General features: G+C 66.4%; 25 protein-coding genes and 1 tRNA gene. 18 read left to right on the plus strand and 8 right to left on the minus strand.

What is annotated here, in order from left to right:
• The first annotated feature begins 35 nt into the window (after nt 1–35).
• From recO to G6N55_RS26620, 4 genes are read left to right on the plus strand one after another with little or no spacing between them, the layout of a single operon-like run.
• On the plus strand, nt 36–833 hold the full coding sequence (recO, locus tag G6N55_RS26605) for a DNA repair protein RecO (RefSeq protein ID WP_085220624.1): 798 nt from the start codon (nt 36–38) through the stop codon (nt 831–833).
• On the plus strand, nt 826–1,719 hold the full coding sequence (locus tag G6N55_RS26610; protein WP_249025765.1) for a decaprenyl diphosphate synthase: 894 nt from the start codon (nt 826–828) through the stop codon (nt 1,717–1,719). Before recO ends, G6N55_RS26610 begins: the two co-directional genes overlap by 8 nt.
• A complete protein-coding gene (locus G6N55_RS26615; protein ID WP_085220622.1) occupies nt 1,719–2,147 on the plus strand; it encodes a hypothetical protein in 429 nt (142 codons plus the stop codon). Before G6N55_RS26610 ends, G6N55_RS26615 begins: the two co-directional genes overlap by 1 nt.
• Before the next feature lie 46 nt (nt 2,148–2,193).
• Nucleotides 2,194–2,616, plus strand: coding sequence for an alpha/beta fold hydrolase (locus G6N55_RS26620; RefSeq protein ID WP_085220621.1), 423 nt, complete (start codon nt 2,194–2,196; stop codon nt 2,614–2,616).
• 40 nt (nt 2,617–2,656) lie between these two features.
• Here the strand turns inward: G6N55_RS26620 and G6N55_RS26625 are convergent, their stop codons facing one another.
• Together G6N55_RS26625 and G6N55_RS26630 are read right to left on the minus strand one after the other, a co-directional pair.
• Entirely contained in the window at nt 2,657–3,049 is a 393-nt protein-coding gene (locus G6N55_RS26625; protein ID WP_085220620.1) for a Fur family transcriptional regulator, read from the minus strand.
• Entirely contained in the window at nt 3,046–3,456 is a 411-nt protein-coding gene (locus G6N55_RS26630) for an ArsR/SmtB family transcription factor (RefSeq protein ID WP_179968102.1), read from the minus strand. Before G6N55_RS26630 ends, G6N55_RS26625 begins: the two co-directional genes overlap by 4 nt.
• A gap of 173 nt (nt 3,457–3,629) precedes the next feature.
• On the opposite strand from G6N55_RS26630, the gene G6N55_RS26635 reads away from it, so the two are divergent.
• The 5 genes from G6N55_RS26635 to G6N55_RS26655 all read left to right on the plus strand — a co-directional run bounded on the left by G6N55_RS26635 (nt 3,630) and on the right by G6N55_RS26655 (nt 7,944).
• Entirely contained in the window at nt 3,630–5,021 is a 1,392-nt protein-coding gene (locus tag G6N55_RS26635) for a glycine--tRNA ligase (protein WP_139826729.1), read from the plus strand.
• A gap of 159 nt (nt 5,022–5,180) precedes the next feature.
• The gene (locus tag G6N55_RS26640; protein WP_085220619.1) at nt 5,181–6,359 is read left to right on the plus strand and encodes a PPE family protein; all 1,179 of its coding nucleotides are present in this window, start codon (nt 5,181–5,183) and stop codon (nt 6,357–6,359) included.
• 562 nt (nt 6,360–6,921) lie between these two features.
• On the plus strand, nt 6,922–7,248 hold the full coding sequence (locus tag G6N55_RS26645) for a hypothetical protein (RefSeq protein ID WP_308206549.1): 327 nt from the start codon (nt 6,922–6,924) through the stop codon (nt 7,246–7,248).
• 73 nt (nt 7,249–7,321) lie between these two features.
• Complete coding sequence (locus G6N55_RS26650; protein WP_025735564.1) at nt 7,322–7,618, plus strand: WXG100 family type VII secretion target; 297 nt, start codon at nt 7,322–7,324, stop codon at nt 7,616–7,618.
• Between the two features lie 41 nt (nt 7,619–7,659).
• Nucleotides 7,660–7,944: a WXG100 family type VII secretion target gene (locus tag G6N55_RS26655; RefSeq protein WP_066824871.1), complete on the plus strand. Its 285-nt coding sequence runs from the start codon at nt 7,660–7,662 to the stop codon at nt 7,942–7,944.
• A 61-nt stretch (nt 7,945–8,005) separates the two neighbouring features.
• Here the strand turns inward: G6N55_RS26655 and G6N55_RS26660 are convergent, their stop codons facing one another.
• Nucleotides 8,006–9,988: a TPM domain-containing protein gene (locus G6N55_RS26660; protein WP_085221281.1), complete on the minus strand. Its 1,983-nt coding sequence runs from the start codon at nt 9,986–9,988 to the stop codon at nt 8,006–8,008.
• 75 nt (nt 9,989–10,063) lie between these two features.
• Between G6N55_RS26660 and G6N55_RS26665 the strand changes: the two genes are divergently transcribed.
• The 3 genes from G6N55_RS26665 to dnaG are packed head-to-tail and all read left to right on the plus strand — an operon-like array spanning nt 10,064 to nt 13,975.
• Nucleotides 10,064–11,329: a deoxyguanosinetriphosphate triphosphohydrolase gene (locus G6N55_RS26665; protein WP_085221282.1), complete on the plus strand. Its 1,266-nt coding sequence runs from the start codon at nt 10,064–10,066 to the stop codon at nt 11,327–11,329.
• A gap of 41 nt (nt 11,330–11,370) precedes the next feature.
• The gene (sodC, locus tag G6N55_RS26670; protein WP_085221283.1) at nt 11,371–12,003 is read left to right on the plus strand and encodes a superoxide dismutase[Cu-Zn]; all 633 of its coding nucleotides are present in this window, start codon (nt 11,371–11,373) and stop codon (nt 12,001–12,003) included.
• A gap of 55 nt (nt 12,004–12,058) precedes the next feature.
• Nucleotides 12,059–13,975 carry a DNA primase gene (gene dnaG, locus G6N55_RS26675; RefSeq protein WP_085221284.1) on the plus strand — a complete coding sequence of 639 codons (1,917 nt, stop codon included), beginning with the start codon at nt 12,059–12,061 and terminating at the stop codon, nt 13,973–13,975.
• Here the strand turns inward: dnaG and G6N55_RS26680 are convergent.
• The gene (locus tag G6N55_RS26680; RefSeq protein ID WP_085221285.1) at nt 13,950–14,228 is read right to left on the minus strand and encodes a hypothetical protein; all 279 of its coding nucleotides are present in this window, start codon (nt 14,226–14,228) and stop codon (nt 13,950–13,952) included. The genes dnaG and G6N55_RS26680 overlap by 26 nt on opposite strands.
• Nucleotides 14,229–14,403: 175 nt before the next feature.
• Here G6N55_RS26680 and G6N55_RS26685 point away from each other — a divergent pair.
• Both G6N55_RS26685 and G6N55_RS26690 read left to right on the plus strand, forming a co-directional pair.
• A tRNA-Asn gene (locus G6N55_RS26685) sits at nt 14,404–14,476 on the plus strand.
• Nucleotides 14,477–14,653: 177 nt separating this feature from the next.
• Nucleotides 14,654–14,977, plus strand: a complete 324-nt coding sequence (locus G6N55_RS26690; protein WP_085221286.1) for a DUF3349 domain-containing protein — start codon at nt 14,654–14,656, stop codon at nt 14,975–14,977.
• Nucleotides 14,978–14,990: 13 nt separating this feature from the next.
• Here the strand turns inward: G6N55_RS26690 and arr are convergent, their stop codons facing one another.
• From arr to G6N55_RS26710, 4 genes are read right to left on the minus strand one after another with little or no spacing between them, the layout of a single operon-like run.
• Nucleotides 14,991–15,416 (minus strand): NAD(+)--rifampin ADP-ribosyltransferase, encoded by a 426-nt coding sequence (gene arr / locus G6N55_RS26695; RefSeq protein WP_085221287.1) that lies wholly within the window; start codon nt 15,414–15,416, stop codon nt 14,991–14,993.
• A 37-nt stretch (nt 15,417–15,453) separates the two neighbouring features.
• Nucleotides 15,454–16,140, minus strand: coding sequence for a serine O-acetyltransferase (cysE, locus tag G6N55_RS26700; protein ID WP_085221288.1), 687 nt, complete (start codon nt 16,138–16,140; stop codon nt 15,454–15,456).
• Nucleotides 16,141–16,142: 2 nt separating this feature from the next.
• Entirely contained in the window at nt 16,143–17,075 is a 933-nt protein-coding gene (gene cysK, locus G6N55_RS26705) for a cysteine synthase A (protein ID WP_085221695.1), read from the minus strand.
• Nucleotides 17,062–18,330: a thioester domain-containing protein gene (locus G6N55_RS26710; RefSeq protein ID WP_085221289.1), complete on the minus strand. Its 1,269-nt coding sequence runs from the start codon at nt 18,328–18,330 to the stop codon at nt 17,062–17,064. The genes cysK and G6N55_RS26710 overlap by 14 nt, the downstream gene beginning before the upstream one ends.
• A 363-nt stretch (nt 18,331–18,693) precedes the next feature.
• On the opposite strand from G6N55_RS26710, the gene G6N55_RS26715 reads away from it, so the two are divergent.
• From G6N55_RS26715 to G6N55_RS26730, 4 genes are all read left to right on the plus strand, one after another.
• Nucleotides 18,694–19,617 (plus strand): family 2A encapsulin nanocompartment shell protein, encoded by a 924-nt coding sequence (locus tag G6N55_RS26715; RefSeq protein WP_085221290.1) that lies wholly within the window; start codon nt 18,694–18,696, stop codon nt 19,615–19,617.
• The gene (locus G6N55_RS26720) at nt 19,604–21,523 is read left to right on the plus strand and encodes a family 2A encapsulin nanocompartment cargo protein cysteine desulfurase (protein WP_085221291.1); all 1,920 of its coding nucleotides are present in this window, start codon (nt 19,604–19,606) and stop codon (nt 21,521–21,523) included. The genes G6N55_RS26715 and G6N55_RS26720 overlap by 14 nt, the downstream gene beginning before the upstream one ends.
• Nucleotides 21,524–22,173: 650 nt before the next feature.
• The gene (locus tag G6N55_RS26725) at nt 22,174–22,941 is read left to right on the plus strand and encodes an MlaE family ABC transporter permease (RefSeq protein WP_085221292.1); all 768 of its coding nucleotides are present in this window, start codon (nt 22,174–22,176) and stop codon (nt 22,939–22,941) included.
• Nucleotides 22,938–23,786 carry an ABC transporter permease gene (locus G6N55_RS26730; RefSeq protein ID WP_085221293.1) on the plus strand — a complete coding sequence of 283 codons (849 nt, stop codon included), beginning with the start codon at nt 22,938–22,940 and terminating at the stop codon, nt 23,784–23,786. Before G6N55_RS26725 ends, G6N55_RS26730 begins: the two co-directional genes overlap by 4 nt.
• The last annotated feature ends 1 nt before the right edge of the window (nt 23,787 follow it).

Consider the following 23,787-nt stretch of genomic DNA (forward strand, 5'->3'; position numbering starts at 1 on the left):
CCCGAGATGTCGCGGCGGGGTGCAAAACTATTGAGATGCGGCTATATCGAGACCGAGCGGTAGTGCTGCGCCAGCACAAGCTCGGCGAAGCCGACCGGATCATCACCCTGCTGACGCATGATCACGGGCTGGTTCGTGCGGTGGCCAAAGGGGTGCGCCGCACCCGCAGCAAATTCGGTGCGCGACTGGAGCCGTTCGCGCACATCGATGTGCAGCTGCATCCCGGCCGCAATCTCGACATCGTCACCCAGGTCGTCTCGATCGACTCGTTCGCCAGCGACATCGTCAGCGACTACGGCCGGTACACCTGCGGGTGCGCGATGCTGGAAACCGCCGAGCGCCTGGCCGGCGAGGAGCGCGCGCCCGCCCCGGCGCTGCACCGGCTCACGGTCGGCGCGCTGCGGGCGGTGGCCGACGGACGCCGCCCCCGTGACCTGCTCCTGGACGCCTACCTGCTGCGTGCCATGGGCATCGCCGGCTGGGCGCCGGCGCTCACCGAGTGCGCCCGCTGCGCCACGCCTGGCCCGCATCGGGCATTTCACATCGCCGCCGGGGGCAGCGTCTGCGGCCACTGCCGCCCCGCGGGCTCGACCACACCGCCGCTGGGTGTGCTGGAACTGATGTCCGCGCTGCACGACGGCGATTGGGAGGCCGCCGAGGCGACGCCGCAATCCCACCGCAGCCATGTCAGCGGATTGGTGGCCGCCCACCTGCAATGGCATCTGGAACGTCAGCTCAAGACGTTGCCGCTGGTGGAGCGCAATTATCGGGTCGACCGAACCATCGCCGATCAGCGCGCCGCGCTGATCGGGCAGGATGAGGCCTGTGGCTAAGCACCACGAACGCAAATTGAGGTCCCCCGACTTCCCGCAACTGCCCGCCGCGCCCGAGGACTATCCGACTTTTCCCGACCGGTCGACCTGGCCGGTGGCGTTCCCCGAGTTGCCGCCCTCGCCCGACGGCGGCCCGAGCCGGCCACCCCAGCACATTTCGAAGGCGGTCGCGCCGCGGATCCCGGCGGATCGATTGCCTAACCATGTGGCCATCGTGATGGACGGCAACGGCCGCTGGGCCACCCAACAGGGACTGACCCGTACCGACGGCCACAAGGCGGGGGAGGCGGTCGTCATCGACGTCGTCTGCGGCGCAATCGAAATCGGGATCAAGTGGCTCAGCCTCTACGCCTTTTCCACCGAGAACTGGAAGCGTTCCCCCGAGGAGGTCCGCTTCCTGATGGGCTTCAACCGTGACGTGGTGCGCATGCGCCGGGTGAACCTCAAGGCGATCGGGGTCAAGATCCGGTGGGTAGGGTCGCGGCCCCGCCTGTGGCGCAGCGTGATCAACGAATTGGCGGTCGCCGAGGAAATGACCAAGGGCAACGACGTCATCACCGTCAACTACTGCGTCAACTACGGCGGTCGCGCCGAAATCGCGGAATCCGCAAGGGAAATCGCACGCCTGGCGGCCGCCGGCCGGCTGAACCCGCAGCGCATCACCGAGGCGACGGTGGCGCATCACCTGCAGCGGCCCGACATCCCCGACGTGGATCTCTTTCTGCGGACCTCGGGGGAGCAGCGCTCCAGCAATTTCATGCTGTGGCAGGCGGCGTACGCCGAATACATCTTTCAAGACAAGCTGTGGCCCGACTACGACCGTCGCGACCTGTGGGCGGCCTGCGAGGAGTATGCGGACCGCAACCGACGGTTTGGGAGCGCCTGATGCCGACTCTGCAGCAGCGCCTGGCCTCGATTCTCCGCGACGTGCTGACCGTCGAGGAGGAAGCCGACGGCGGGCTCACGGTGCACCACGACGGCACCTTCGCGTCGTTGCGGGTGGTGAACATCGCCGAGGGCCTCGACCTGGTGTCGCTCACCCAGGTCGTGGCGTGGGATCTGCCGCTGACCAAGAAGCTCAGCGATCAGGTGGCCAAGCAGGCGCATGACAGCAACTTCGGCAACGTGACCGTGGTGGAGAAGGTCAGCGACAAGGCCGCGCAGCGCAACTCCGGCAAGGGCGCATCCAAAACCGCGGACGTGATGCTGCGCTACAACTTTCCCGGCGCGGGCCTGGCCGACGACGCCCTGCGCACCCTGATCCTGCTGGTGCTCGATGGCGGCGCCGAGATGCGGCGTGTGCTGACGACCTGATCAGCGATACGCCTCGTCGGCGTCGAGTTGGTCGAGCAGGCGCTGCATGGTCGCGCACATATCGCTGAAGGACTGGCCGCAGCAGGCAGGGTCGGGGCCGCCGGTCGTGCTGTGGAACAGCCTGTGGGTCGATTCACGCAGTTGGGGTCCGCTGGTAGACGCGCTCGGCGCGCACCGGCGCACGGTGACGATCGATGGGCCCGGCTACGGCCGCAGCAGTCCCATTCATCGCGATTTTTCGCTCGACGATTGCGCGCACGCCGCCGGTGAGCTGCTCGATGAGCTCGGTATCACCGAGCCGGTGGATTGGATCGGCAACGCGTGGGGCGGGCACGTGGGCATCGTCCTGGCGGTCAGCCAGCCGCGGCGACCACGAAGCCTGGTAACCATCGCCGCACCGCCCACTCCGGTCGGTCGTGTCCAACGGTGGACGGAGACCGTCATCGAGTTCTGGAAATCGCTGCGTTAGCGACGGCGTCCCGGAATCCGCCGGCCGCACACTCGGCTAATCAGCGTCCGCAGTCCGCGCAGGTCCCGAAGATCTCGATGGTGTGGCTGACCTCGGAGTAGCCGTGCTTGGCGGCCACCTGTGCCGCCCACTCCTCGACCTCGTGGTCGCCCACCTCGATCGTGGACCCGCAGTGGCGGCACACCAGATGGTGGTGATGGTGCTCCGAGCATCGCCGGTAGACCGATTCGCCGGTGTCGGTGCGCAGCGTGTCGACCATTCCCGCCGACGCCATCGACTGCAGCGTCCGGTAGACGGTGGTCAGCCCGATGTTCTCGCCGCGGCGGCGCAGCTCGTCGTGCAACTCCTGGGCGGAGCGGAATTCGTCCAGGGTCTCCAGCAGCGTGGAGATCGCCGCCCGCTGACGGGTGGAACGGACGCTCGGTTGTGTCATGGCGTGTCCTCGCTGGCGTGTGCGACGGCGTCGACGACGATGTGCGCCAGGTGGTGGTCGGCCAGGCGGTACAGCACCTCGCGCCCGGACCGCTCCCCGGCGACCACACCCGCCGCCTTGAGGATCTTCAAATGCTGGCTGACCAGCGGTTGTGGCACGCCCAGCGCGTCGACCAGCTCGTGCACGCAGCGCTGGGATTCGCGCAGTTGCAGCACGATGGCGATCCGCACCGGTGCGCCCAGGGCGCGCAACAGTTCGCCGGCGGCGTCCAGGATTTCGCGCGACGGCGGCACCGGATATTCGGCGAACGGGGAATGTTCGCCGGCGCCCGCCTCGCCGTGCCGGTGAGCGACAAGTTCCGACGATGAGCCACGGGGAGCGGCCGGCGATGAAGAGGGCATCACCATGCGAGCGTCATCACCTCGAAAAGTGCGGGGTACCTGGAGTGCCCACTGTGGAGAACGACTTCCACTGTCACATGCATGATGACGCATGTCAAAGACCACGGCCCGGTCGATACCATTGCTGATGTTTCGTGGGCGACGATTTGCCGCCCTGCCTCGCAGCCATCCGAAAGGGAGTGGACCACGCCGTGGCGTCCGTCATCGACACCGTCGTTAACCTGGCCAAACGGCGTGGATTCGTCTATCCCTCGGGGGAGATCTACGGCGGCACCAAGTCGGCGTGGGATTACGGCCCGCTGGGCGTGGAGCTCAAGGAGAACATCAAGCGGCAGTGGTGGCGCGCCGTGGTCACCGGCCGCGACGACGTCGTGGGGCTCGACTCGTCGATCATCCTGCCGCGACAGGTGTGGGTGGCCTCCGGGCACGTCGAGGTGTTCCACGACCCGCTGGTCGAGTCGCTGATCACCCACAAGCGCTACCGCGCCGACCACCTGATCGAGGCTTACGAGGCCAAACACGGGCATCCGCCCCCCAACGGGCTGGCCGATATCCGCGACCCGGAGACCGGGGAGCCAGGTCAGTGGACCGAGCCGCGCGAATTCAACATGATGCTCAAGACCTACCTCGGTCCGATCGAGACCGAGGAGGGACTGCACTATCTGCGGCCCGAGACCGCGCAGGGCATCTTCGTCAACTTCGCCAACGTGGTGACGACCGCGCGGCGCAAGCCGCCGTTCGGCATCGGGCAGATCGGCAAGAGCTTCCGCAACGAGATCACCCCGGGCAACTTCATCTTCCGCACCCGCGAGTTCGAGCAGATGGAGATGGAGTTTTTCGTCGAGCCGTCGACCGCCCCGGAATGGCACCAGTATTGGATCGACACCCGGCAGCAGTGGTACACCGACCTCGGTATCAACCCGGACAACCTGCGCCTGTACGAACACCCGAAAGAGAAGCTGTCGCACTATTCCGACCGCACCGTCGACATCGAGTACAAGTTCGGTTTTCAGGGCAACCCGTGGGGTGAGCTGGAAGGCGTCGCCAACCGCACTGACTACGACTTATCAACGCATGCAAAGCATTCCGGTGCCGACCTGTCCTTCTATGACCAGGTCAGCGACACCCGGTACACGCCGTACGTGATCGAACCCGCGGCCGGCCTGACGCGGTCGTTCATGGCGTTTCTGATCGATGCCTACGCCGAGGACGAAGCCCCGAACGCCAAGGGCGGCGTGGACAAGCGCACCGTGCTGCGCCTGGACCACCGGCTGGCCCCGGTCAAGGCGGCGGTGCTGCCGCTGTCCCGGCACGCCGACCTGAGCCCCAAGGCCCGCGATCTGGCCGCCGAATTGCGGAAGTCCTGGAACATCGATTTCGACGACGCCGGCGCGATCGGTCGCCGCTACCGGCGCCAGGACGAGGTCGGGACGCCGTTCTGCGTGACGGTGGATTTCGACTCGCTGGAGGACAACGCCGTCACCGTGCGCGAACGTGATGCGATGACCCAGGAGCGGGTGTCGATGGACGCCGTCGCCGACTACCTGGCGGTGCGGCTCAAGGGGGCCTAGCAGCCCCGATCCAGCTTTTTGGACAAACCGGGCAATTTTGGTGTAGTGCTGCCCTACGATCCGGCCTTAGTCTTGTACGCAGTTGTGTCCAGTCGAAGTAGTGACTGTCGGGGTGCAGTTGTATCGCCGTTGAAGCGGCTGGTCGTGTCGAGGTAGTGGATGGTCCTGGATTTCGCGTTCTTCCCGCCGGAGATCAATTCGGCCCTGATGTACGGCGGTGCCGGCTCCGGGCCGTTGCTCGCGGCTGCCGCGGCATGGGATGGACTGGCCGCCGACATGTGGGCGTCGGCGACGTCGTTCGACTCCGTGGTGTCGGGCCTGGCGTCGAATGGGCAATGGACCGGTCCGTCCGCGGAGTCGATGACGCAAGCGGCGGCGCCGTATTTGCAGTGGTTGCACACGGCGGCGGCGCACGCCTCCATGTCGGCCGTGCAGGCCCGGGTGGCGGCGATGTCCTACGAGTCGGCATTCGCGGCGACGGTGCCACCCGCGGCCATCGCGGCAAACCGTATCCAGCTGATGACCTTGATCGCGACGAACATTCTGGGCCAGAACACCGCGGCAATTGCGATGACCGAATTCGAATACATCCAGATGTGGCTGCAGGATGTGTTGGCGATGTTCGGCTATCACGCGGGGGCGCAATCGGTCATGTCGGCGTTGCCGTCGATCAGTTCGGCCCCGTCGAGTCTGGCGGGGTTGTTCACGACGCCGCTGAGCACGTTGGCGTCGCAGTTCACCGGGGCGTTGTCGTCGCTGGGTGGGCAGATATTCGGCCCCGGGTTCTCCTCGGCGGTGACCGCGATTCAATCCGCGCTGAGCCAGGTGGGGTCGATCGTGACGTCGGCACCGGTGTCGTCCTTGATGTCGGCGGCCCAGATCGGGATGTATCCGGCGAGCGCGTTGATGCCGCCGATGATGACGCTGGCCCAAGGCACTGCGCCGGTTACGTCGCTGGCGAGCGCTACGAATGCGGCCGCCACCGGTGCGTCGCAGACCGTCGGTTCGACCGCTCCTGGGATGCGAATGATGAGCGGCGACGGGAGCTGGGGCTCGTCAATCTCGGCCAGTCTCGGCCGGGCGCGGTTGGTCGGCGCGATATCGGTGCCCTCGGTGTGGCAGGGTTCGACCCCGGCCCCGATCGTCAGCTCGGCGATGGCGGGAGCGGGAGCGACCGGCACCGTGGTGGAGCCGGCCGGAACCACCAGCAGCATGCCGATGCCGGCGCGGGCGGGCGTCGGTCATGACAAGCCGGCCGAAATGGTGGGCCGGGCGGGAACCAGTCAGACTCACGTGGTGCAGACCCGGCCCAAGGTGGTGCCCAGAAAGGGAGCCTGAGGGGGTCGGCGCATTTGCCGGGGCGGTCATACGAATGGATCGGACGCGTCGCAAATTTCTCGAGATGCTGCGAACGCGTATTCATCGGTTACACGCTTAATCAAACTATTAGGTACGGTTTGCGGCGGAGAATGATTCCGGCGTACGCAATGTTCGGCAGAACATCCGTACCGCGGGTAGCCGCATCGTTGGGCGCCGGTCCTGTTCTCGGGTCCGACGCTGTTGAAACCGGATGCCGTCGCGCCGCGACGGTCGCCACGAACGGACCGTCCATCTGCTCGCCAGAATTCCTGTCGAGCAACGATTTTCGCACTCCAACCCACGCACGGCCGCGCAAAGCGCCCTGACCCACCCGGCAGCGTCGGTCAATGTGGCGAACGACCGGCCCGGGCGACGTTCACGTTCCGGGTTACCGGGTGACTGCATTTTCGTGTTTAACGGCGACGGAATCAGAAATTTCCAACAATTGTCCGGTGGTTTGATTTAGTATCGAAATACTCGGCGGTGATTTCGCGCCGTTGGGGTCTGTGTGAACAGAGTTTCGGGTGTGGAAGGGGGCATCATGCTTTTGCCTCTTGGTTCACCTCTGCCGGACGATTCGGTGGCGGCAGTTCGGGGTGAGTCAGGCATGCTCGGTCGCTTAACGGTTCCGCTCAGTTGGGGCGTGGCCGTTCCGCCGGACGACTATGACCATTGGGCACCGGAGCGCGAAGAGCTCTCCGATGCCGATGGCAAGGCGACCGACGGGCCGGATTCAGAGGCGGGGGCCGACGGCATTAGTGAGAAGAAGGAATGGGGGCATTGGAACGAATGGGGCGGTGACGCCGAACCTCGTTTCGAGCCGCCACGAACCGGCAGCGTTGTACCGCATTCTCCGTGGGCTGGTTGAGAGGAAAGACGGTCGGCCGACCGGGCCGGGCGCGTCAGAGGGTTTACGTCCGCTTACCTAAGGAACAGACAGTATGGCAACACGTTTTATGACCGACCCGCACGCGATGCGTGCGATGGCGGGCCGTTTTGAGATGCACGCGCAGACGGTGTCGGATGAGGCTCGCAAGATGTGGGCGTCGTCGATGAACATCGCCGGTGCGGGCTGGAGTGGTCAGGCGCAGGCCACGTCGTACGACACGATGGGTCAGATGAACCAGGCGTTCAACAACATTGTCAACATGCTCCACGGTGTGCGTGACGGGCTCATCCGTGACGCCAACAACTACGAGACGCAAGAGCAGGCCTCGCAGCAGGCCCTCAGCCACTAGCAGCGAAAATCGTTGCTACCCAATACTTGAGGACGTAGACAATGTCGATCAATTACCAGTTCGGGGATGTGGACGCGCACGGTGCGTTGATCCGCGCGCAGGCTGCTTCGTTGGAGGCCGAGCACCAGGCCATCGTTCGCGATGTGCTGGCTGCCGGTGACTTCTGGGGTGGCGCCGGTTCGGTGGCGTGCCAGGAGTTCATCACCCAGTTGGGTCGTAACTTCCAGGTGATCTACGAGCAGGCCAACCAGCACGGGCAGAAGGTGCAGTCGGCCGGCAACAACATGGCCAGCACCGACAGCGCCGTCGGGTCCAGCTGGGCCTAAATAGATTCCGAGCGGTAGGGGCGTGCCGAGCAATCGGTGCGCCCTTACTGCTGTCTGGGACTCAGAATCGTCCGCCGCCCCCCATGAAGCCGCCGTCGGAACCGCCCGGCGACGAGTTCGACGAGCCGCCGAACGACGTGGAGCTCCAGCCGCCGAATCCGCCCCGCATTCCTCCGCCGAGCAGGTCGCCGATGATGATCCCGCCGAGCATCGCGCCGGCGTCGTTGCCGCCGACGCGGGCGTAGGCACGCTGAGCCGAGACCACGTCGGCGTTGGCCAGCGACTGCGCGTTGGCCGCCAGCGTCGACGCCGCGTTGGCGTGGGCGATCGCCCCGGCCGGGTCGGTCGACTTGGTGGCGTGCGCGGCCTCGAGATGGCGTTGAGCTTCGGCGAGCCTGGTCCGAGCGTCGGGCCCGACGCTGCCGCGACGGGTGTCGATGTATTCCGAGACGCCGCGCACCCGCGATTCCGCGGTGAACAGCGCCTGTTCTAGCGAACGGTTGAGCCGATCGGCGTCCGCCTGTTCCTTGGCGACCGTGGCGAGCACCCGGTTGAGGTCTGAGTCGGCCTTGGCCAGCTGGGCGAAAGTACCCAGCGGATCGGCGGATCCACCGCCGGCGGCGTCGACGGCTCTGGTGGCGGCATCACGGGCCGCGGCGAGCTCGCCGGCGTGCGGCGCTTTCGAGTTCTGCCCTTGCAGTTGCGCGGCGGCGCGCTGGATGCCGGCCTGGATGTCGGTCAGCACCGCCGGCAGCCTCTCAACGGCACGCCGGATGTCACCGGCCGCGTTGTCCACCGCATCGAGCAGCGCGCGAGCCTGCCCGAGCGCCGACTCGGTGGCGCGCACCGCGTCGACCAAACTGCTCTGCTGTCCGCTGACCGCGTCGTCGGCCAGCGCTCGGGCCGAGCCGATGTTGCGGTCGGCGAACGCCAGTCGCTCCTTGGTGGTGGCGACGTTGCCCGACACCGAAGTCAGTGCCGCAGGGCCGAATTCCCTGTTCAACTCCGCCAGCCGCTGTTCGGCCGGTTCGATGCGGGCGGTGAGTTCGACGACCTGCTGGGTCAGCGCGTCGAGCCGAGTCGCGGCGTTGACCACCAAATCGCGTAGCTGCTCGAACGCCTCGGTCTGCGCTTCCAGCTCGCGGTCTGCGCTGGCCGCCGACACGATCACCTGGGTGAGCAGCTGGCGCTGCTGCGCGGGCGTCTCGGGCACGTCGTCGTCAAGCTGCTGTCGCACCGTAAACGCTTGGGATAGAGCGGCTTTGGCATTGTCGACGGCCCGGGTGAAGGGTTCGGTGCGCTCGGCGCCGAACTCGTCGATCGCCAGGGCGAGCTCGTTGGAACTGGTGCGCACCGCGTTGTCGACCTCCACCACCATCGAGCGTGACAGGTCGTCGAGGGCGGCCAACGGCACGGCGGCCAGCGCGGTCGGATTGGTGGGGTCCACCCGTCGTGCGGCGGCCAAATCGGCGGTGCGGCGTCGCCGGCGGCGATAACGCATGACGAGCACCAAGGCCACCACCGCGACGATGATCACGCCGAGGCTGGCCAGCAACCAGAAGCGGCTCGACGAATTCGGCGCCGCATCGAGGCCGTTCGCCGCGGAGACCGCCGCGCCGCGCCAATCTCCTTCGCGCAGAGCGGGTTCGATTTCGTTACGACGCAGCTCGTCCACCTGAGTCTGGGTGAGGCCTTTCACCCCGGACGGCACCAGGAAGGCATACGCACGTCCGGTGGTGGCCACCGCGAGCAGCGCGTCGTACGTACTCAAATCGCTTTCGTGGATCGTGCGCTGCGCCCAGCTCGTCGCGTTCTGGCCGGAGAAGTCGCCGACATAGACCACCCACAGCCGGATGTGACGGTTGGCGTAGAGCCGGTCGACGGCCGCGCCCACGTCGGCGCGCCCGGACGGCGACAGCGCGCCCGCGTTGTCGGTGACGTACCCCGGCAACCGGAACGGGGGCTCCGCGTCGGCGGCCGGTGCCACCAGCAGCCCGGTGATGAGCGTCGTCAGGATCACGCCGAGTAGGCGGGCAATGCGCATAGGTCAATTTAAGCCTCGCGGCGGCGTGGGCAGAGCGGAGCCACTTCCCGGCGTTCCCTGGCAGACTGTGCGTCGGTGATCACGAACGTGCAGGACCCATACGACGACTTCGACCGGCAGCGGCGGGTGGGCGAAGCGCCGAAGACCGCGGGTCTGCCGGGCACCGAAGGCCAGCACCGCACCGACTTCGCCCGGGACCGGGCGCGCGTGCTGCACAGTGCCGCGCTGCGCCGCTTGGCGGACAAGACACAAGTCGTCGGGCCCCGGGAAGGGGACACCCCGCGCACCCGGCTGACGCACTCGCTGGAGGTCGCCCAGATCGGGCGCGGGATGGCGATCGGCCTGGGCTGCGATCTCGATCTCGTGGAGCTGGCCGGGCTGGCCCATGACATCGGACACCCGCCCTACGGGCACAACGGCGAGCGCGCACTCAACGAGGTCGCCGACGAGCACGGCGGTTTCGAAGGCAATGCCCAGAATTTCCGGATCCTGAACGGCCTTGAGCCCAAAGTGCTTGACGAGCAAGGCAATAGCGCGGGACTGAACCTGACCCGCGCCTCGCTGGACGCCGTCACGAAATATCCGTGGATGCGTCGTGCCGGGGATCGCAAGTTCGGGTTCTACGAAGAGGACCGCGAGGCGGCGGACTGGATGCGCGCCGGGGCGCCGCCGGACCGGATGTGCCTGGAAGCGCAGGTGATGGACTGGGCCGACGACGTCGCCTACTCGGTGCACGACGTCGAGGACGGCGTCGTCTCACAGCGCATCGATTTGCGGGTGCTCGCCGACGACGACGAGGCGGCGGCGCTGGCCAAGCTGGGCGAGAGCGAATTCTCCCGGGTGAGCGCCGACGATTTCATGGCGGCCGCGCGCCGGCTGTCGGCGTTGCCGGTGGTGGCCGCGGTCGGCAAGTACGACGCCACACTGGCCGCGTCGGTCGCGCTCAAGCGGTTGACCAGTGAATTGGTCGGCAGGTTCGCCTCGGCCGCAATCGCGACCACGCGTGCGGCGGCGGGTCCCGGCCCGCTGGTGCGTTTCCAGGCCGATTTGCAGGTGCCCGATTTGGTGCGGGCCGAGGTCGCCCTGCTGAAGATTCTGGCGCTGCAATTCATCATGTCCGACCCACGGCATCTGGAAACTCAGGCTCGGCAGCGCGAACGCATTCATCAAGTGGCGCAATGGCTGTACGCCGGCGCGCCCCGCACGCTTGATCCGTTTTTCGCCGCGGCATTCAGCACTGCGGCGGACGACGGCGCCCGGTTGCGGGTCGTGGTCGATCAGATCGCCTCGTACACCGAAGGCCGCCTGGAACGAATCGACCCCAGCCCGGCCAGCCCGTAAAGGCATTTTCCGCCCAGACCGCACCAGTTAAGCTGCGGGGCATGAGCAGAAACACCGCCGTTGGCGCCGCCCTGTTCTCGATTCCGATCGTGGCCCTCACCGCGTGCAGTTCGCCTCAGCATGCGAGCACCCAGCCCGGCACCACGCCGCCGGTGCTCAGCGGCTCCGCGTCGACGACATCCGGTCAGGCGGCGCCCAGCGGCCAAGCGCTCTCCACTGTCCTGAAAGCACCCGATGGCCGGCAAGTGGCCACGGCCACCTTCGACTTCACCGACGGCTACATCACCATCACCGTCAAGACGGACAACCCCGGGATCCTGGCGCCCGGGTTGCACGGCATGCACGTGCACGAGATCGGCAAGTGTGAGCCGAACTCGGTGGCCCCGACCGGCGGTCCGCCTGGGAACTTCTTGTCCGCCGGCGGCCACCTCCAGGCGCCCGGGCACACCGGGAAACCCGAGAGCGGCGATCTGTCGACGCTTGACGTTCGCAAGGACGGCTCCGCCTACCTGGTGACCACGACCGACGCGTTCACCAGAGATGATCTGCTGGGACCGAACAAGACCGCCTTGATGCTGCACGGCGCGGAAGGCGGCGACATGGCCGGCATGCCGGGCATGCCAGGTGGGGCGATGGAGCGAGTCGCCTGCGGCGTGATCGGCCCGGCCAGCTGAGCTGGTCGTCACGGGTTTGGTGAGAAGGCCGCACCCGGCGTCCTAGACTGAGCCGATGGCTGGCCGGATCTCCGATCGTGATATCGCCGCCATCCGCGAACGTGCCCGTATCGAGGAGGTCGTCGGCGACTACGTCCAGCTGCGCCGCGCGGGTGCGGACTCGCTGAAGGGCTTGTGCCCCTTCCACAACGAGAAGTCCCCGTCGTTTCACGTCCGCCCCAACCACGGCCACTTCCACTGCTTCGGCTGCGGCGAAGGCGGCGACGTCTACGCGTTCATCCAGAAGATCGAACATGTCAGCTTTGTCGAAGCAGTCGAACTGCTGGCCGACCGGCTCGGCCACACGATCACCTACACCGGCGGCACGACCACCAACGTGCAGCGCGATCGCGGCAGCCGCAGCAGGCTCATCGCGGCCAACGCCGCCGCGGCCGAGTTCTATGCCGAGGCGCTGGAGTCCGACGAGGCGGCACCGGCCCGTCAGTACCTCAAGGAGCGGAACTTCGACGCCGAGGCCGCCCGCCACTTCGGCTGCGGCTTCGCGCCGTCGGGGTGGGAGAAGCTCACAAAACATTTGCAGCGCAAGGGTTTCGAGTTCAAGGAGCTGGAGGCCGCGGGCCTGTCCCGGGAGGGACGCCGGGGTCCGATGGACCGCTTCCACCGCAGGCTGTTGTGGCCCATCCGCAGCTCGGCCGGTGAGGTGATCGGGTTCGGGGCCCGGCGGCTGTTCGACGACGACCCGATGGAAGCCAAGTACGTCAATACCCCCGAGACGCTGCTCTACAAGAAGTCGTCGGTGATGTTCGGCATCGACTTGGCCAAACGCGACATCGCCAGAGGGCACCAGGCGGTCGTCGTCGAGGGCTACACCGACGTGATGGCGATGCACCTGGCCGGGGTCACCACCGCGGTCGCGTCGTGTGGCACCGCGTTCGGCGACGAGCATCTGGGGATGCTGCGCAGGCTGATGATGGACGACAGCTTCTTCCGCGGCGAACTGATCTACGTGTTCGACGGCGACGCGGCCGGCCGCGCGGCCGCGCTCAAGGCCTTTGGCGGCGAGCAGAATCTGGCCGGGCAGTCGTTTGTCGCGGTCGCCCCGGACGGCATGGATCCCTGCGACCTACGCCTGGCGTCCGGCGACGGCGCGCTGCGCGACCTGGTGGCACGGCGAACCCCGTTGTTCGAGTTCGCGATTCGCACCGCGATCGCCGAGTTCGACCTGGACAACGCCGAAGGCAGGGTGGCCGCGTTGCGTCGTTGCGTGCCGATGGTGGGCCAGATCAAGGACTCCACGCTGCGCGACGAGTACGCCCGTCAGCTCGCCGGCTGGGTGGGCTGGGATGACGTCGCGCAGGTCATCGACCGGGTGCGGACCGAGGCGAAAAAGTCCAAGGCGCCCGCGGGTTCGACGCCGACTCCGCGCCGCGGCGCCGAGCAGCCGGCCCAAAGCGCCCCGGCCGAGCCCGCCGCCGGGCGTCCCAACCCGCGCGACCCGACCCTGTGGCCGCAGCGTGAGGCACTCAAGTCGGCGTTGCAGTACCCGGCGTTCGCCGGCCCGGTGTTCGACACGCTGACCGTCGAGAGCTTCACCCACCCCGGGTACGCGGCCGTGCGCGCGGCGATCGACGCGGCCGGCGGCACGTCGACCGGCATCACCGGCGCGCAGTGGATCGACGCGGTCCGCCATCACACCACCTCGACACTGACCGCCGGCCTGATCAACGAACTCGGCGTGGAGGCCGTCGCCGTCGACGACGAGAGGCTGCCCCGGTACATCGCCGGGGTGCTGGCCCGGCTGCAGGAAGTCTGGATGGGCCGGCAGATCGCCGAGGTCAAGTCCAAGCTGCAGCGCATGTCACCCATCGATCAGGGCGACGAATATCACGCGCTGTTCGGCGACTTGGTCGCCATGGAGGCATACCGGCGCAGCCTGCTGGAGCAGGCTAGCGGCGACGATCTGACGGCGTAAGGGCCTCGTCGGCCGGCCGCTCGACCTCGCGCTGCACCACGGCCGTCTCGTTGTCGATCTCGGCCACGGTGACAAACCCCGCGTCGGGCGAGATCGTGTTCGCGATCTTGCGCCGGCCACCTTCGATCATCGACTGAGCCATCGGACTGCTGGTCAGCGCGCGATAAGTACCGACGAGCTGCTCGTACCGGCGTCGGCCGGCTTTCGAGCCCAGCACGTAACCCAGTCCGAGCACGACGACATATCGGATCAAAGCGTCCCTCCCCACGACGGTGCGGATGGGTCCATCCTGCCTCACTCGGCTGGGTGCGTGTGCCACCGATCGGTCTAACGGGGCGCGCGCGTCCTGCCCTGAACTTGGGCGCGGGTATGCCAGTACGCTAGAGTCGTCCAGCGATCCGCGCCAGATTTCGCGCGGGCCAGGTTAATCCCCTGTAGCTCAATTGGCAGAGCATTCGGCTGTTAACCGAAGGGTTGGTGGTTCGAGTCCACCCGGGGGAGCAGGCAACGGCGCATCTCCGGCACACCGGGCACATGGTGCTCACGGGCGCCGTCAACGGGGGGCTCGGCAGCGATGGTTCGAAATTTGACAGATGTACGGCGCGGTGAGCGGCTACGTCACCGTCAGTTCAGTAGCAATGCGTACGGTTTGGCCATCGCACTCGTGTGTGCCCGCACATGACGGCTGGAGGGTGGTGTCGTTCGGTGCCGTTGAGCGGATTGCTGACCACGTTCGACGCCGTCATTCGCGCCGGATACCCGCACGGCGTGCCGCGCGCCGACTACGTCCCGCTGCTGGCCCTGTTGCGCCGCCGCATGCCCGACGGCGCGGTGGCCGCGGTCGCCGGCCAGGTAGCGGCCGACGCCGACCTGGACATCAATGCCGCCGATATTCGCGCGACCATCACCCGGGTCGCCGATGAACTTCCCTGCGCGGCCGATCTTGAACGCGTCCAGCGACGGCTGGCGGCGATCATCGAATTAGCCCAGCAGCCGACGTAATTGAGCTCAAGCGCTAGTCATCGATGACGGCAAGTCCTCGGCGCTTGAGGTCGGCGAGGCCGTCGCGCATGGCTTGAAGCTGCTCGGATGAATGCCCCACCCAGTCGGTGATCTCGCCGACGATTCGCACGGGCTCCCGGGTGCGGTAGGAGCGAGTCGGATTTCCGGGGAACTTCTTGTCGGTCACGTTCGGGTCGTCTTCCAGCGTGCCTTCCGGTTCCACGATGTAGATGCGGCCCCGGCCTGTTCCCTTGGACAGTTCGGCTCCCCACACCGCGGCATCCAACGTCCGCGTCACGTAGACGTGGTTGGCCAGGCGCCCTTCGCCGTAGTTCGACAGACGTCCGGGCACCAGGAGATCGCCCACCGCGAGGTCGGACTTGGTGCCGTGCAAGAAGGCACCCGACTCGTGCACTTCGAAGGGTTTCGGCGCGCTCATCGGACTGAATCGTGCGGCAAGGGCTTTCGCGACCGGATCAGATGGAGAAGTCTTCGCCGTGCCAGACGCCGGCCTCGGGTGGCCGGATGACGCGGCCGGTCTGCTGGCCGGCGTCGTCCTGGGCCTCGAGTTTGGCCACCCGGGTGAGCAACTGCTGCAGGCTGACTCCCACCAGATCGGGCATCAGCGAATCGTTCGGGCTGCCGGGCTTGGCGGTGCTGATGACCTGCCCGGGTACGCCGACGACGACGGAGCCCGACGGGACCTCCTTGACCACAACGGCATTGGCGCCGATGCGGCTGTCGTCGCCGATCTTGATCGCGCCGAGCACCTTGGCCCCGGCGCCGATGACCACCCGGTCGCCGATGGTGGGGTGACGCTTGCCGGTGTCCCTGCCGCTGCCGCCGAGCGTGACGCCGTGGTAAATCGTGACGTCGTCGCCCACTTCGGCGGTTTCGCCGATCACCACGCCGCTCGCGTGGTCGATGAATAGTCCCTTGCCGAGGGTCGCACCGGGATGGATCTCGACACCGGTCAGGATGCGGGTGAGTTCTGCGAATCCCCGTGCGGCGACCTTGGCGCCCCGGTTCCACAGCGACTGGCTGATCCGATGGCCCCAGATGGCATGCACGCCGGGATAGGCGACGATGACCTGCAGCGTCGACGGGTTGGCCGGATCACGTTCCTTGGCCGCCTGAATGTCGCGCCGAACTTCGTCGAACACGACTAGTCGCCCACGTCGTCAAAAAGCGGTGTGCTCAAATACCGTTCGCCGAAGTCGGGGAGGACAACCACGATCAGCTTCCCGGCGTTTTCGGGCCGGCGGGCGACCTGCAGCGCGGCCACCACGGCCGCACCGGAGGACACTCCGACCAGCAGTCCCTCTTCGCGAGCCAGCCGTCGCGCCAAATTGATCGAGTCGTCGTTGCCGACGGTGATGATCTCGTCGATCAGATCCACATCGAGCACCGGCGGGATGAACCCGGCGCCGATGCCCTGAATGGGGTGCGGACCCTTCTGGCCGCCGGACAGCACCGGTGATGCGGCCGGCTCGACGGCCACGAATTGCACCGAAGGCTTGCGCTCCTTGATCACCTGGGCGACGCCGGTGATGGTGCCGCCGGTGCCGACCCCCGCCACGAAGAAGTCGATCTTGCCGTCGGTGTCGCGCCACACCTCCTCGGCGGTGGTTTTGCGGTGAATGGCAGCGTTGGCCGGGTTCTCGAATTGCTGGGGCACGAAATACCGGTCGTCGGTTTTGGCCAGTTCTTCGGCCTTGGCAATAGCGCCCAGCATGCCTTCGGGGCCCGGGGTGAGGATGAGCTCGGCGCCCAGCGCCCGCAGCAGCTTGCGTCGCTCGATGCTCATCGTCTCCGGCATGGTGAGCACAATCCGGTAGCCCCGGGCGGCGGCGACCACAGCCAGCGCGATCCCGGTGTTCCCGCTCGTCGGCTCCAGGATGATGGTGTCCGGCTTGATCAGGCCGGCTTCCTCGCCCGCGTCGATCAGGGCTACCCCGAGGCGGTCTTTCACGCTGTTCGCCGGGTTGAAGGACTCCAGCTTGGCGACGACGTCCGCGCCGGCGCCATCGGTGACCCGGTTCAACCGGACCAGGGGGGTGTTGCCGATCAGTTGCGTGATGTTCTCAGCGATTGTCACAAACGCCATTCCAGCGAATGTCGAAGTGGATTGCAACGTCGGAGGGTACGGCGAGGGCGACCGGAGTGAATTGCTCCGGCGCCTCGGGGGCCACTCCGGTCAGCACTCGGCCGGGCAGTCGGTACGACGTTGTGGCGGTCAACGTTGCCGTCGATGTGCCCGGCGCCGGACGCAGGTAGAAGTCGGTGCCCGGGTGGACGGTCCCGTCGACGGCGAAACCGTCGGCGTCAACCAGCGAGTGGCCGTCGGCAACGTTGAACGTCAACGGGATTCGCACGTGGAAAGGGCCGACCAGCTCGGGTCCGGCGGTGGCTTCCGTATCGATGAGGGTGGATTCGTCGGGCCTCTGCGGAGCCTTCAGCGCTCCGGAGAGCAGGTAGTTGTAAAGATGCACAACGCGATCGGCGTTGCGATAGTGCCGTGTACCCGTCAGCCAGAAGCCCACATGGCCGATCTTGGGCGCGGTGCCGTCCACTGTCTCGGCGATGAGCCGGTAGTAGCGGTAACCGTGTCCACGGTGGCCGTGGCTGCTGCTCGACAACGTGCTGCCTATTCCCAGCGCCCGTTCGTAGCGCCCCATGGCTGCGCTGGTGGTCAGCTGTGAACCCGAAATCTCTTGCCAATCAACACTATTGGCGGATTTCTGCAGCCGCAGATTGACGGTGCTGTCCGACGCGGTCCACACCGAGTAGCCACCGAGTTGGGGTTGGCCGTCGAATTCGAAGGTGATTTCCGGTCCGGGTCCCCGGTGCACCGCGATCGGAACGTTGAGCGGCTGCGTGTCCAGGGACAGGCCGTTGGTGAGATACCAAATCGCGGCCTGGGTAGCCGCAATGGCTTCGTGCTCCTCGAGATTGCCGGTTCCCAGCGGGTATCCGGCCGCGCGCAACCGGCGGCTCAACTCGGCGGTGGTACGCAGCGGATAGGAGTGGCGCAGAATCCAATCCACCTCCGCCTCATAGTCGCGACTACGCAGATGCTCGAGTGCAGACCAGGTTCCCAAGCGATAGCGCGACGGCAGATGTGGCGCGATACCGGAGAAGTTCAGCGAATAGGCGTGCAGGCTGGGGTGCAAGCGGATCAGATCGGTCCGCGCGGTGCTGCCGTCACTGAACGTGATCGTGTCGACCGTGTGGGAGTAGGTGCCGCCGCGGTAGCGCGTCATCTGGGGCAGGTCCTTGGCCGGCCGGGCCATGATCCGCGGACGGGTGGTCACCTCCGCCAGTGCGCGGCTGGATATGGACAAAACGGTCATTGCTGGTTGCTCTTCCCGAAAGATTTCGACTGGGCGCGCCTCGATACGCGCGGGCGTGCGCCCGCTGGCGGGAAAAAAGCGCGACGATTAGAAAGTCAGATCTGGGTCGTCTGGAATCAACAACAGCGACAACAGTCCACGGCAAGGCAGCGCGAAGTGATGAAGCGCAGCTGTGCAGCGTGGTGCATACCTCCACTATAGGGCAATATCGCGATCGGATTAGCTCGACCAGCAACGACCATCCTGCGGTTGAAAAAATCTCGATGAGTTTTACACTTGCCTCGGCTCAGCGTGGTGCTCTCGGTTGATGACCTGTGGCTCTACATCCGTGCTTAGGTATTCGGCAACGACGGAAGGACCAAGATGACGTCCGCTCAAAACGAGTCTCAGGCACTCGGGGATCTCGGCGCCAGGCAGCTAGCCAACGCGACCAAGACCGTTCCGCAGCTCTCGACCATCACCCCCCGCTGGCTGCTGCATTTGCTCAGTTTCGTGCCGGTGGAAGCCGGTATCTACCGGGTCAACCGGGTGGTCAACCCCGAACAGGTCGCCGTGACCGCGCAGGAGGGCGCCGCCCTCGACACGCCGCTGTCGGAGACCTTCGTCGACTACGAGACCAGCCCCCGCGAATACACCCTGCGCAACATCTCCACGCTGCTGGATGTCAGCACCCGGGTGTCCGACCTCTACTCCAGCCCGCACGACCAGGTCACTCAGCAGCTGCGGCTGACCATTGAGACGATCAAAGAGCGCCAGGAATTCGAACTGATCAACAGCCCCGAGTACGGGTTGCTGGCACAGGTGACCCCGGAGCAGACGATCCAGACCCTCGGCGGCCCTCCGACCCCCGACGACCTGGACGCACTGATCACCCGGGTGTGGAAGACACCGAGCTTCTTCCTGACCCACCCGCAGGGCATCGCTGCCTTCGGTCGCGAGGCCACCTACCGCGGTGTGCCGCCCGTCGTCGTCAGCCTGTTCGGCGCACAGTTCATCACCTGGCGCGGCATCCCGCTGATCCCGTCGGACAAGGTTCCGCTGGAAGACGGCAAGACCAAGATCATCCTGGTGCGCACCGGCGAGGAGCGCCAAGGCGTCGTCGGTCTGTTCCAGCCGGGCCTGGTCGGAGAGCAGGCGCCGGGCCTGTCGGTGCGCTTCACCGGCATCAACCAGTCGGCGATCGCGCGCTACCTGGTGACCCTCTACACGTCCTTGGCGGTCCTCACCGACGACGCGCTTGCCGTGCTCGAAGACGTCGCTGTGGACCAGTTCCATGAGTACAAGTGAGTACCGGTCGGTAGACGCCGAAAGCGATCTGCCCCTGGGCGCCGCGGAGATCGCGGCACTGGCCAATCAGCTGTACGCGGCCAGCTTCCGCCCGGGTCCGGACAGCCCACCGCAATCGGCACCGGTCGCCCCTCGGGGCAGCGTGCCGGACACGACGGCGGCGGCCTCGGCCGGGCAGACCGCGGCGGGCAGCACCGATTTGTACTCGGCGCCGGTTCCGCTCCTCGGTATCACCGACATCTATGTCCCGGCTCCGACGTCGCCGGAGCCCGAACCGCCCCCGCAGACGGTGCCGGTCGCCCCGCGCGGCAATGTGCCGGACACGTCGGCGGCGCCGTCGGGCGCACATGCGGTCGGCAGCGTTGCCGACCCGTACCTGCCGCCGGCCGACTTCAGCGCGTTCGAGGTCCCGACCTCGGGCATCGTTCCGACGGTGCCCGGTGTGCTGGCCGGTCCTTCGAATGTCGCAGCACCGCCGAGCACTCCGGTGGCGCCGCGGGGTTCGGCTCCGTACTCGGGCATCGGGTGGCATCCCGACGCGCCGTCCGTCGGCGACCTCGGCTGGTCGGATGCGGTGCCCGCCGCCCCGGCCGCGCTGAGTGCGCCTTCCGATAGCGAGTACAGCTACCACTTCCTGACCGCGTCTGATCCGGTACCGCAATTGACCGACGACCACGAGGTGTTCGACGTCAACGCGATCCGCGAGGACTTTCCGATCCTCAAGGAGACGGTCAACGGAAAGCCGCTGATCTGGTTCGACAACGCCGCGACCACCCAGAAGCCGCAGGTGGTGATCGATCGGCTGTCGTACTTCTACGCGCACGAGAACTCCAACATTCACCGGGCGGCGCACGAGCTGGCGGCGCGGGCCACGGATGCCTACGAGGAAGCCCGCGAGACCGTGCGTCGATTCATCGGCGCCGAGAAGGCCGAGCAGAACATCTTCGTGCGCGGCACCACCGAGGCCATCAACCTGGTGGCCTACGCGTGGGGCGGTAAGCACTTGGGCCCGGGCGATGAGATTGTCATCACCCACCTGGAGCACCACGCCAATATCGTTCCGTGGCAACTGCTTTCGCAGCAAACCGGAGCAATCCTGAAGGTTGCGCCGGTCGACGAGGCGGGCAACCTGTTGCTGTCGGAGTTCGAGGATCTGCTGGGGCCGAAGACGAAGTTGGTGGCGGCAACCCAGGTTTCGAACGCGCTGGGGACGGTGACGCCGGTCGAGAAGATCGTTCAGCTGGGTCACCGCTACGGCGCGCGAGTGCTGATCGACGGCGCTCAGTCGATTCCGCACCTGCCCATTGACGTCGCCGAACTCGGTGTCGACTTCTTCGCGTTCTCCGGACACAAGATCTACGGCCCCACCGGAATCGGCGTGCTGTACGGCTCCGAGGAGGCGCTGGCCGAGACGCCACCCTGGCAGGGCGGCGGCAACATGATCGCCGACGTCACCCTGGAACGCTCGCTGTACCAAGGACTTCCCAACAAGTTCGAGGCCGGCACCGGCAACATCGCCGATGCCGTCGGGTTGGGCGAGGCCCTGCGTTACGTCGAGCGGGTGGGCATCGAGCGCATTGCTGCCTACGAGCATGCGCTGCTGGACTATGCGACGCCGCGCCTGGCCGACATCCCCGGTGTTCGCCTGGTGGGCACCGCGCAGGAGAAGGCCAGCGTGCTGTCCTTCGTGCTGGCCGGCCACGAGCCTCTCGAGGTCGGCAAGGCGCTCAACTCCGAAGGGATCGCGGTGCGGGCCGGACACCACTGTGCCCAACCGATTCTGCGCCGGTACGGCCTGGAGGCCACTGTCCGTCCGTCGTTCGCCTTCTACAACACGTTCGAGGAGATCGACGTGCTCCTCCAGGCGGTACGCCGGATCGCCGAGGGTGGCACGAACGTCGGCTAGCGTGCCGCGAGCATGGCTTTGACTGTGCGGTCAGGGATTTGAGTGTGCGCCCACGGTGGCGGCGGTCGGCGTGTCGTCGCCCCCACCGCACACTCATTGCCAAGGGCGCACACTCGGGGTGGACGCTAACCGCGCCGCCGGCGCGTTAATTGACGTCATTCTGAACGAAACTGTTGCTTTCGACTTCAGTTTTCCGGACTGTGACGTGCAATCAACCGTGCATCCTCGAGTGGGTTCCGACGTGGTGGAAAGAGATTCGCGCGGTGCCGGCGAACGGTCTTTTGTCGACTTCTGCAACCGCCGACATGACGTAGCCATTCCACGCATCCCGGCGCGTTGGCCGGCCCGCCGCGCCCCACCCTGACGGGCGAGACATCTTCTTCATGCTGCCCGGCCAGCACGTTCGGTACGAATGTCGGGCGAACGTTCTTGCGGCCGCCCAGATTTCTTCTGGTTGATTGCAACCCTGACGCCGGGCATCGTTTTGTCCGTAAATTTCTGCGATGTTCTATGTGTGCAAACAGGCGGCGCGGTCCACGTGTAAACGATGCTGACCTCTTATGGGTCGGCGAGTTACGCACGGGTAAAAGTGATTACGAATTGGGGGATCACATGAGCCGAATGGACCGTCGGCGGTCTGGGCAGGTTTTATGAACGGCACCGCCATCGCACGGCCCATGAACGCGCTTGGCGAATTCTTTATGCTCAGCGCCGAAGCGCTGGTGACTGCGCTGCGCCGGCCGTGGGCCTGGCGCGAGATCCTCGAGCAGATCTGGTTTGTTGCCCGGGTGTCGATCTTCCCGACCATCATGCTGTCGATTCCGTACACCGTGCTGATCGTGTTCGTGCTCAACATCCTGCTCGTGGAAATCGGCGCCGGGGACCTGTCCGGTGCCGGGGCCGGGCTGGCGTCGGTGACCCAGGTCGGCCCGGTGGTCACTGCGATGGTCGTCTCGGGCGCCGGGTCGACCGCCATGTGCGCGGACCTCGGCGCGCGCACCATCCGCGAAGAAATCGACGCGATGAAGGTGATCGGGGTCAATCCCATTCAGGCGCTGGTGGTTCCGCGCATCATCGCCGCCACCTTCGTCGCGGTCCTGCTGTACTCGGTGGTCGCTGTCACCGGGCTGACCGGCAGCTACATCTTCGTGGTGTTCGTCCAGCACGTCACACCCGGCGCCTTCATCGCGGGCATGACACTGGTCACCGGGCTTCCGCAGGTTGTGATCTCGCTGATTAAGGCGACGTTGTTCGGGTTATCCGCGGGCTTGATCGCCTGCTACAAGGGACTTTCGGTGGGCGGCGGCCCCACCGGCGTCGGTAACGCGGTGAACGAGACCGTGGTCTTCTCGTTCATGGCCCTATTCTTCATCAACATCGTGACCACCGCGCTCGGAGTGAAAGTGACTGCCAAATGACCGATCTCGCGCGCGGTCCGTCGTGGCTGGACACTCTGGGCCCCAGGCTGGTGGCATCCACCCGCAAGCTGGGGGAACAGACCGAGTTCTACGGAAAATCGCTGGCCGCCACCGTGGACGCGGTACGGCGCTACCCGAACGAACTGCTGCGCCTGATCGCCGAGATGGGAATGGGCACAGGCGCTTTGGCGGTGATCGGGGGCACCGTCGGCATCATCGGCTTCTTGACCCTGACGACCGGCGCTCTCGTCGCGGTGCAGGGATACGACACGCTGTCCAACATCGGAGTGGAAGCACTGACCGGCTTCCTGTCGGCGTTCCTGAACGTCCGGATGATCGCGCCCTGCACGGCCGGGCTGGCATTGGCGGCCACGATCGGTGCCGGTGCGACGGCGCAGCTGGGTGCGATGCGCATCAACGAGGAGATCGACGCCCTGGAAGTCATGGGCATCCGGTCGATCACCTACCTGGCATCCACGCGAATTATTGCCGGCGTCCTGGTCGTCATCCCGCTCTACGCCGTCGCGGTCCTGATGTCGTTCATCGCGGCCAAGTTCCTCACGATCTACGCGTACGGCCAGTCCCGGGGCGTCTACGAGCACTACTTCTCCACCTTCCTGCGCCCGAGCGACCTGATGTGGTCGTTTCTGTCGGCGCTGACGATGGCGACGGGTGTGATGGTCGTGCACACCTATTACGGCTTCACCGCGACAGGTGGTCCCGCCGGTGTGGGGGAGGCCGTCGGTCGCTCAGTGCGGTCATCGATGATCGTCACGGCGTTTGTGTGCCTGATGATTTCGCTGTCCGTCTATGGGCAGTCCGGCAACTTCAACTTGTCGGGGTAAC

Origin of the sequence: Mycobacterium florentinum, assembly GCF_010730355.1 — a bacterium.
In the GTDB taxonomy this organism is placed as follows: Bacteria; Actinomycetota; Actinomycetes; order Mycobacteriales; family Mycobacteriaceae; genus Mycobacterium; species Mycobacterium florentinum.

Bases quoted from the DNA above. Each gene is read 5' to 3' on its own strand.
- G6N55_RS26650 (WP_025735564.1), top strand. From the start codon at position 7,322: ATGGCAACACGTTTTATGACCGACCCGCACGCGATGCGTGCGATGGCG.
- arr (WP_085221287.1), bottom strand. From the start codon at position 15,416: ATGAGCGCGCCGAAACCCTTCGAAGTGCACGAGTCGGGTGCCTTCTTG.
- G6N55_RS26620 (WP_085220621.1), top strand. From the start codon at position 2,194: ATGGTCGCGCACATATCGCTGAAGGACTGGCCGCAGCAGGCAGGGTCG.
- G6N55_RS26660 (WP_085221281.1), bottom strand. From the start codon at position 9,988: ATGCGCATTGCCCGCCTACTCGGCGTGATCCTGACGACGCTCATCACC.
- G6N55_RS26640 (WP_085220619.1), top strand. From the start codon at position 5,181: ATGGTCCTGGATTTCGCGTTCTTCCCGCCGGAGATCAATTCGGCCCTG.
- G6N55_RS26715 (WP_085221290.1), top strand. From the start codon at position 18,694: ATGACGTCCGCTCAAAACGAGTCTCAGGCACTCGGGGATCTCGGCGCC.
- G6N55_RS26690 (WP_085221286.1), top strand. From the start codon at position 14,654: ATGACGGCTGGAGGGTGGTGTCGTTCGGTGCCGTTGAGCGGATTGCTG.
- G6N55_RS26615 (WP_085220622.1), top strand. From the start codon at position 1,719: ATGCCGACTCTGCAGCAGCGCCTGGCCTCGATTCTCCGCGACGTGCTG.
- G6N55_RS26720 (WP_085221291.1), top strand. From the start codon at position 19,604: ATGAGTACAAGTGAGTACCGGTCGGTAGACGCCGAAAGCGATCTGCCC.
- dnaG (WP_085221284.1), top strand. From the start codon at position 12,059: ATGGCTGGCCGGATCTCCGATCGTGATATCGCCGCCATCCGCGAACGT.
- G6N55_RS26630 (WP_179968102.1), bottom strand. From the start codon at position 3,456: ATGGTGATGCCCTCTTCATCGCCGGCCGCTCCCCGTGGCTCATCGTCG.
- G6N55_RS26725 (WP_085221292.1), top strand. From the start codon at position 22,174: ATGAACGGCACCGCCATCGCACGGCCCATGAACGCGCTTGGCGAATTC.
- G6N55_RS26655 (WP_066824871.1), top strand. From the start codon at position 7,660: ATGTCGATCAATTACCAGTTCGGGGATGTGGACGCGCACGGTGCGTTG.
- sodC (WP_085221283.1), top strand. From the start codon at position 11,371: ATGAGCAGAAACACCGCCGTTGGCGCCGCCCTGTTCTCGATTCCGATC.
- G6N55_RS26710 (WP_085221289.1), bottom strand. From the start codon at position 18,330: ATGACCGTTTTGTCCATATCCAGCCGCGCACTGGCGGAGGTGACCACC.
- recO (WP_085220624.1), top strand. From the start codon at position 36: ATGCGGCTATATCGAGACCGAGCGGTAGTGCTGCGCCAGCACAAGCTC.
- G6N55_RS26625 (WP_085220620.1), bottom strand. From the start codon at position 3,049: ATGACACAACCGAGCGTCCGTTCCACCCGTCAGCGGGCGGCGATCTCC.
- G6N55_RS26730 (WP_085221293.1), top strand. From the start codon at position 22,938: ATGACCGATCTCGCGCGCGGTCCGTCGTGGCTGGACACTCTGGGCCCC.
- G6N55_RS26645 (WP_308206549.1), top strand. From the start codon at position 6,922: ATGCTTTTGCCTCTTGGTTCACCTCTGCCGGACGATTCGGTGGCGGCA.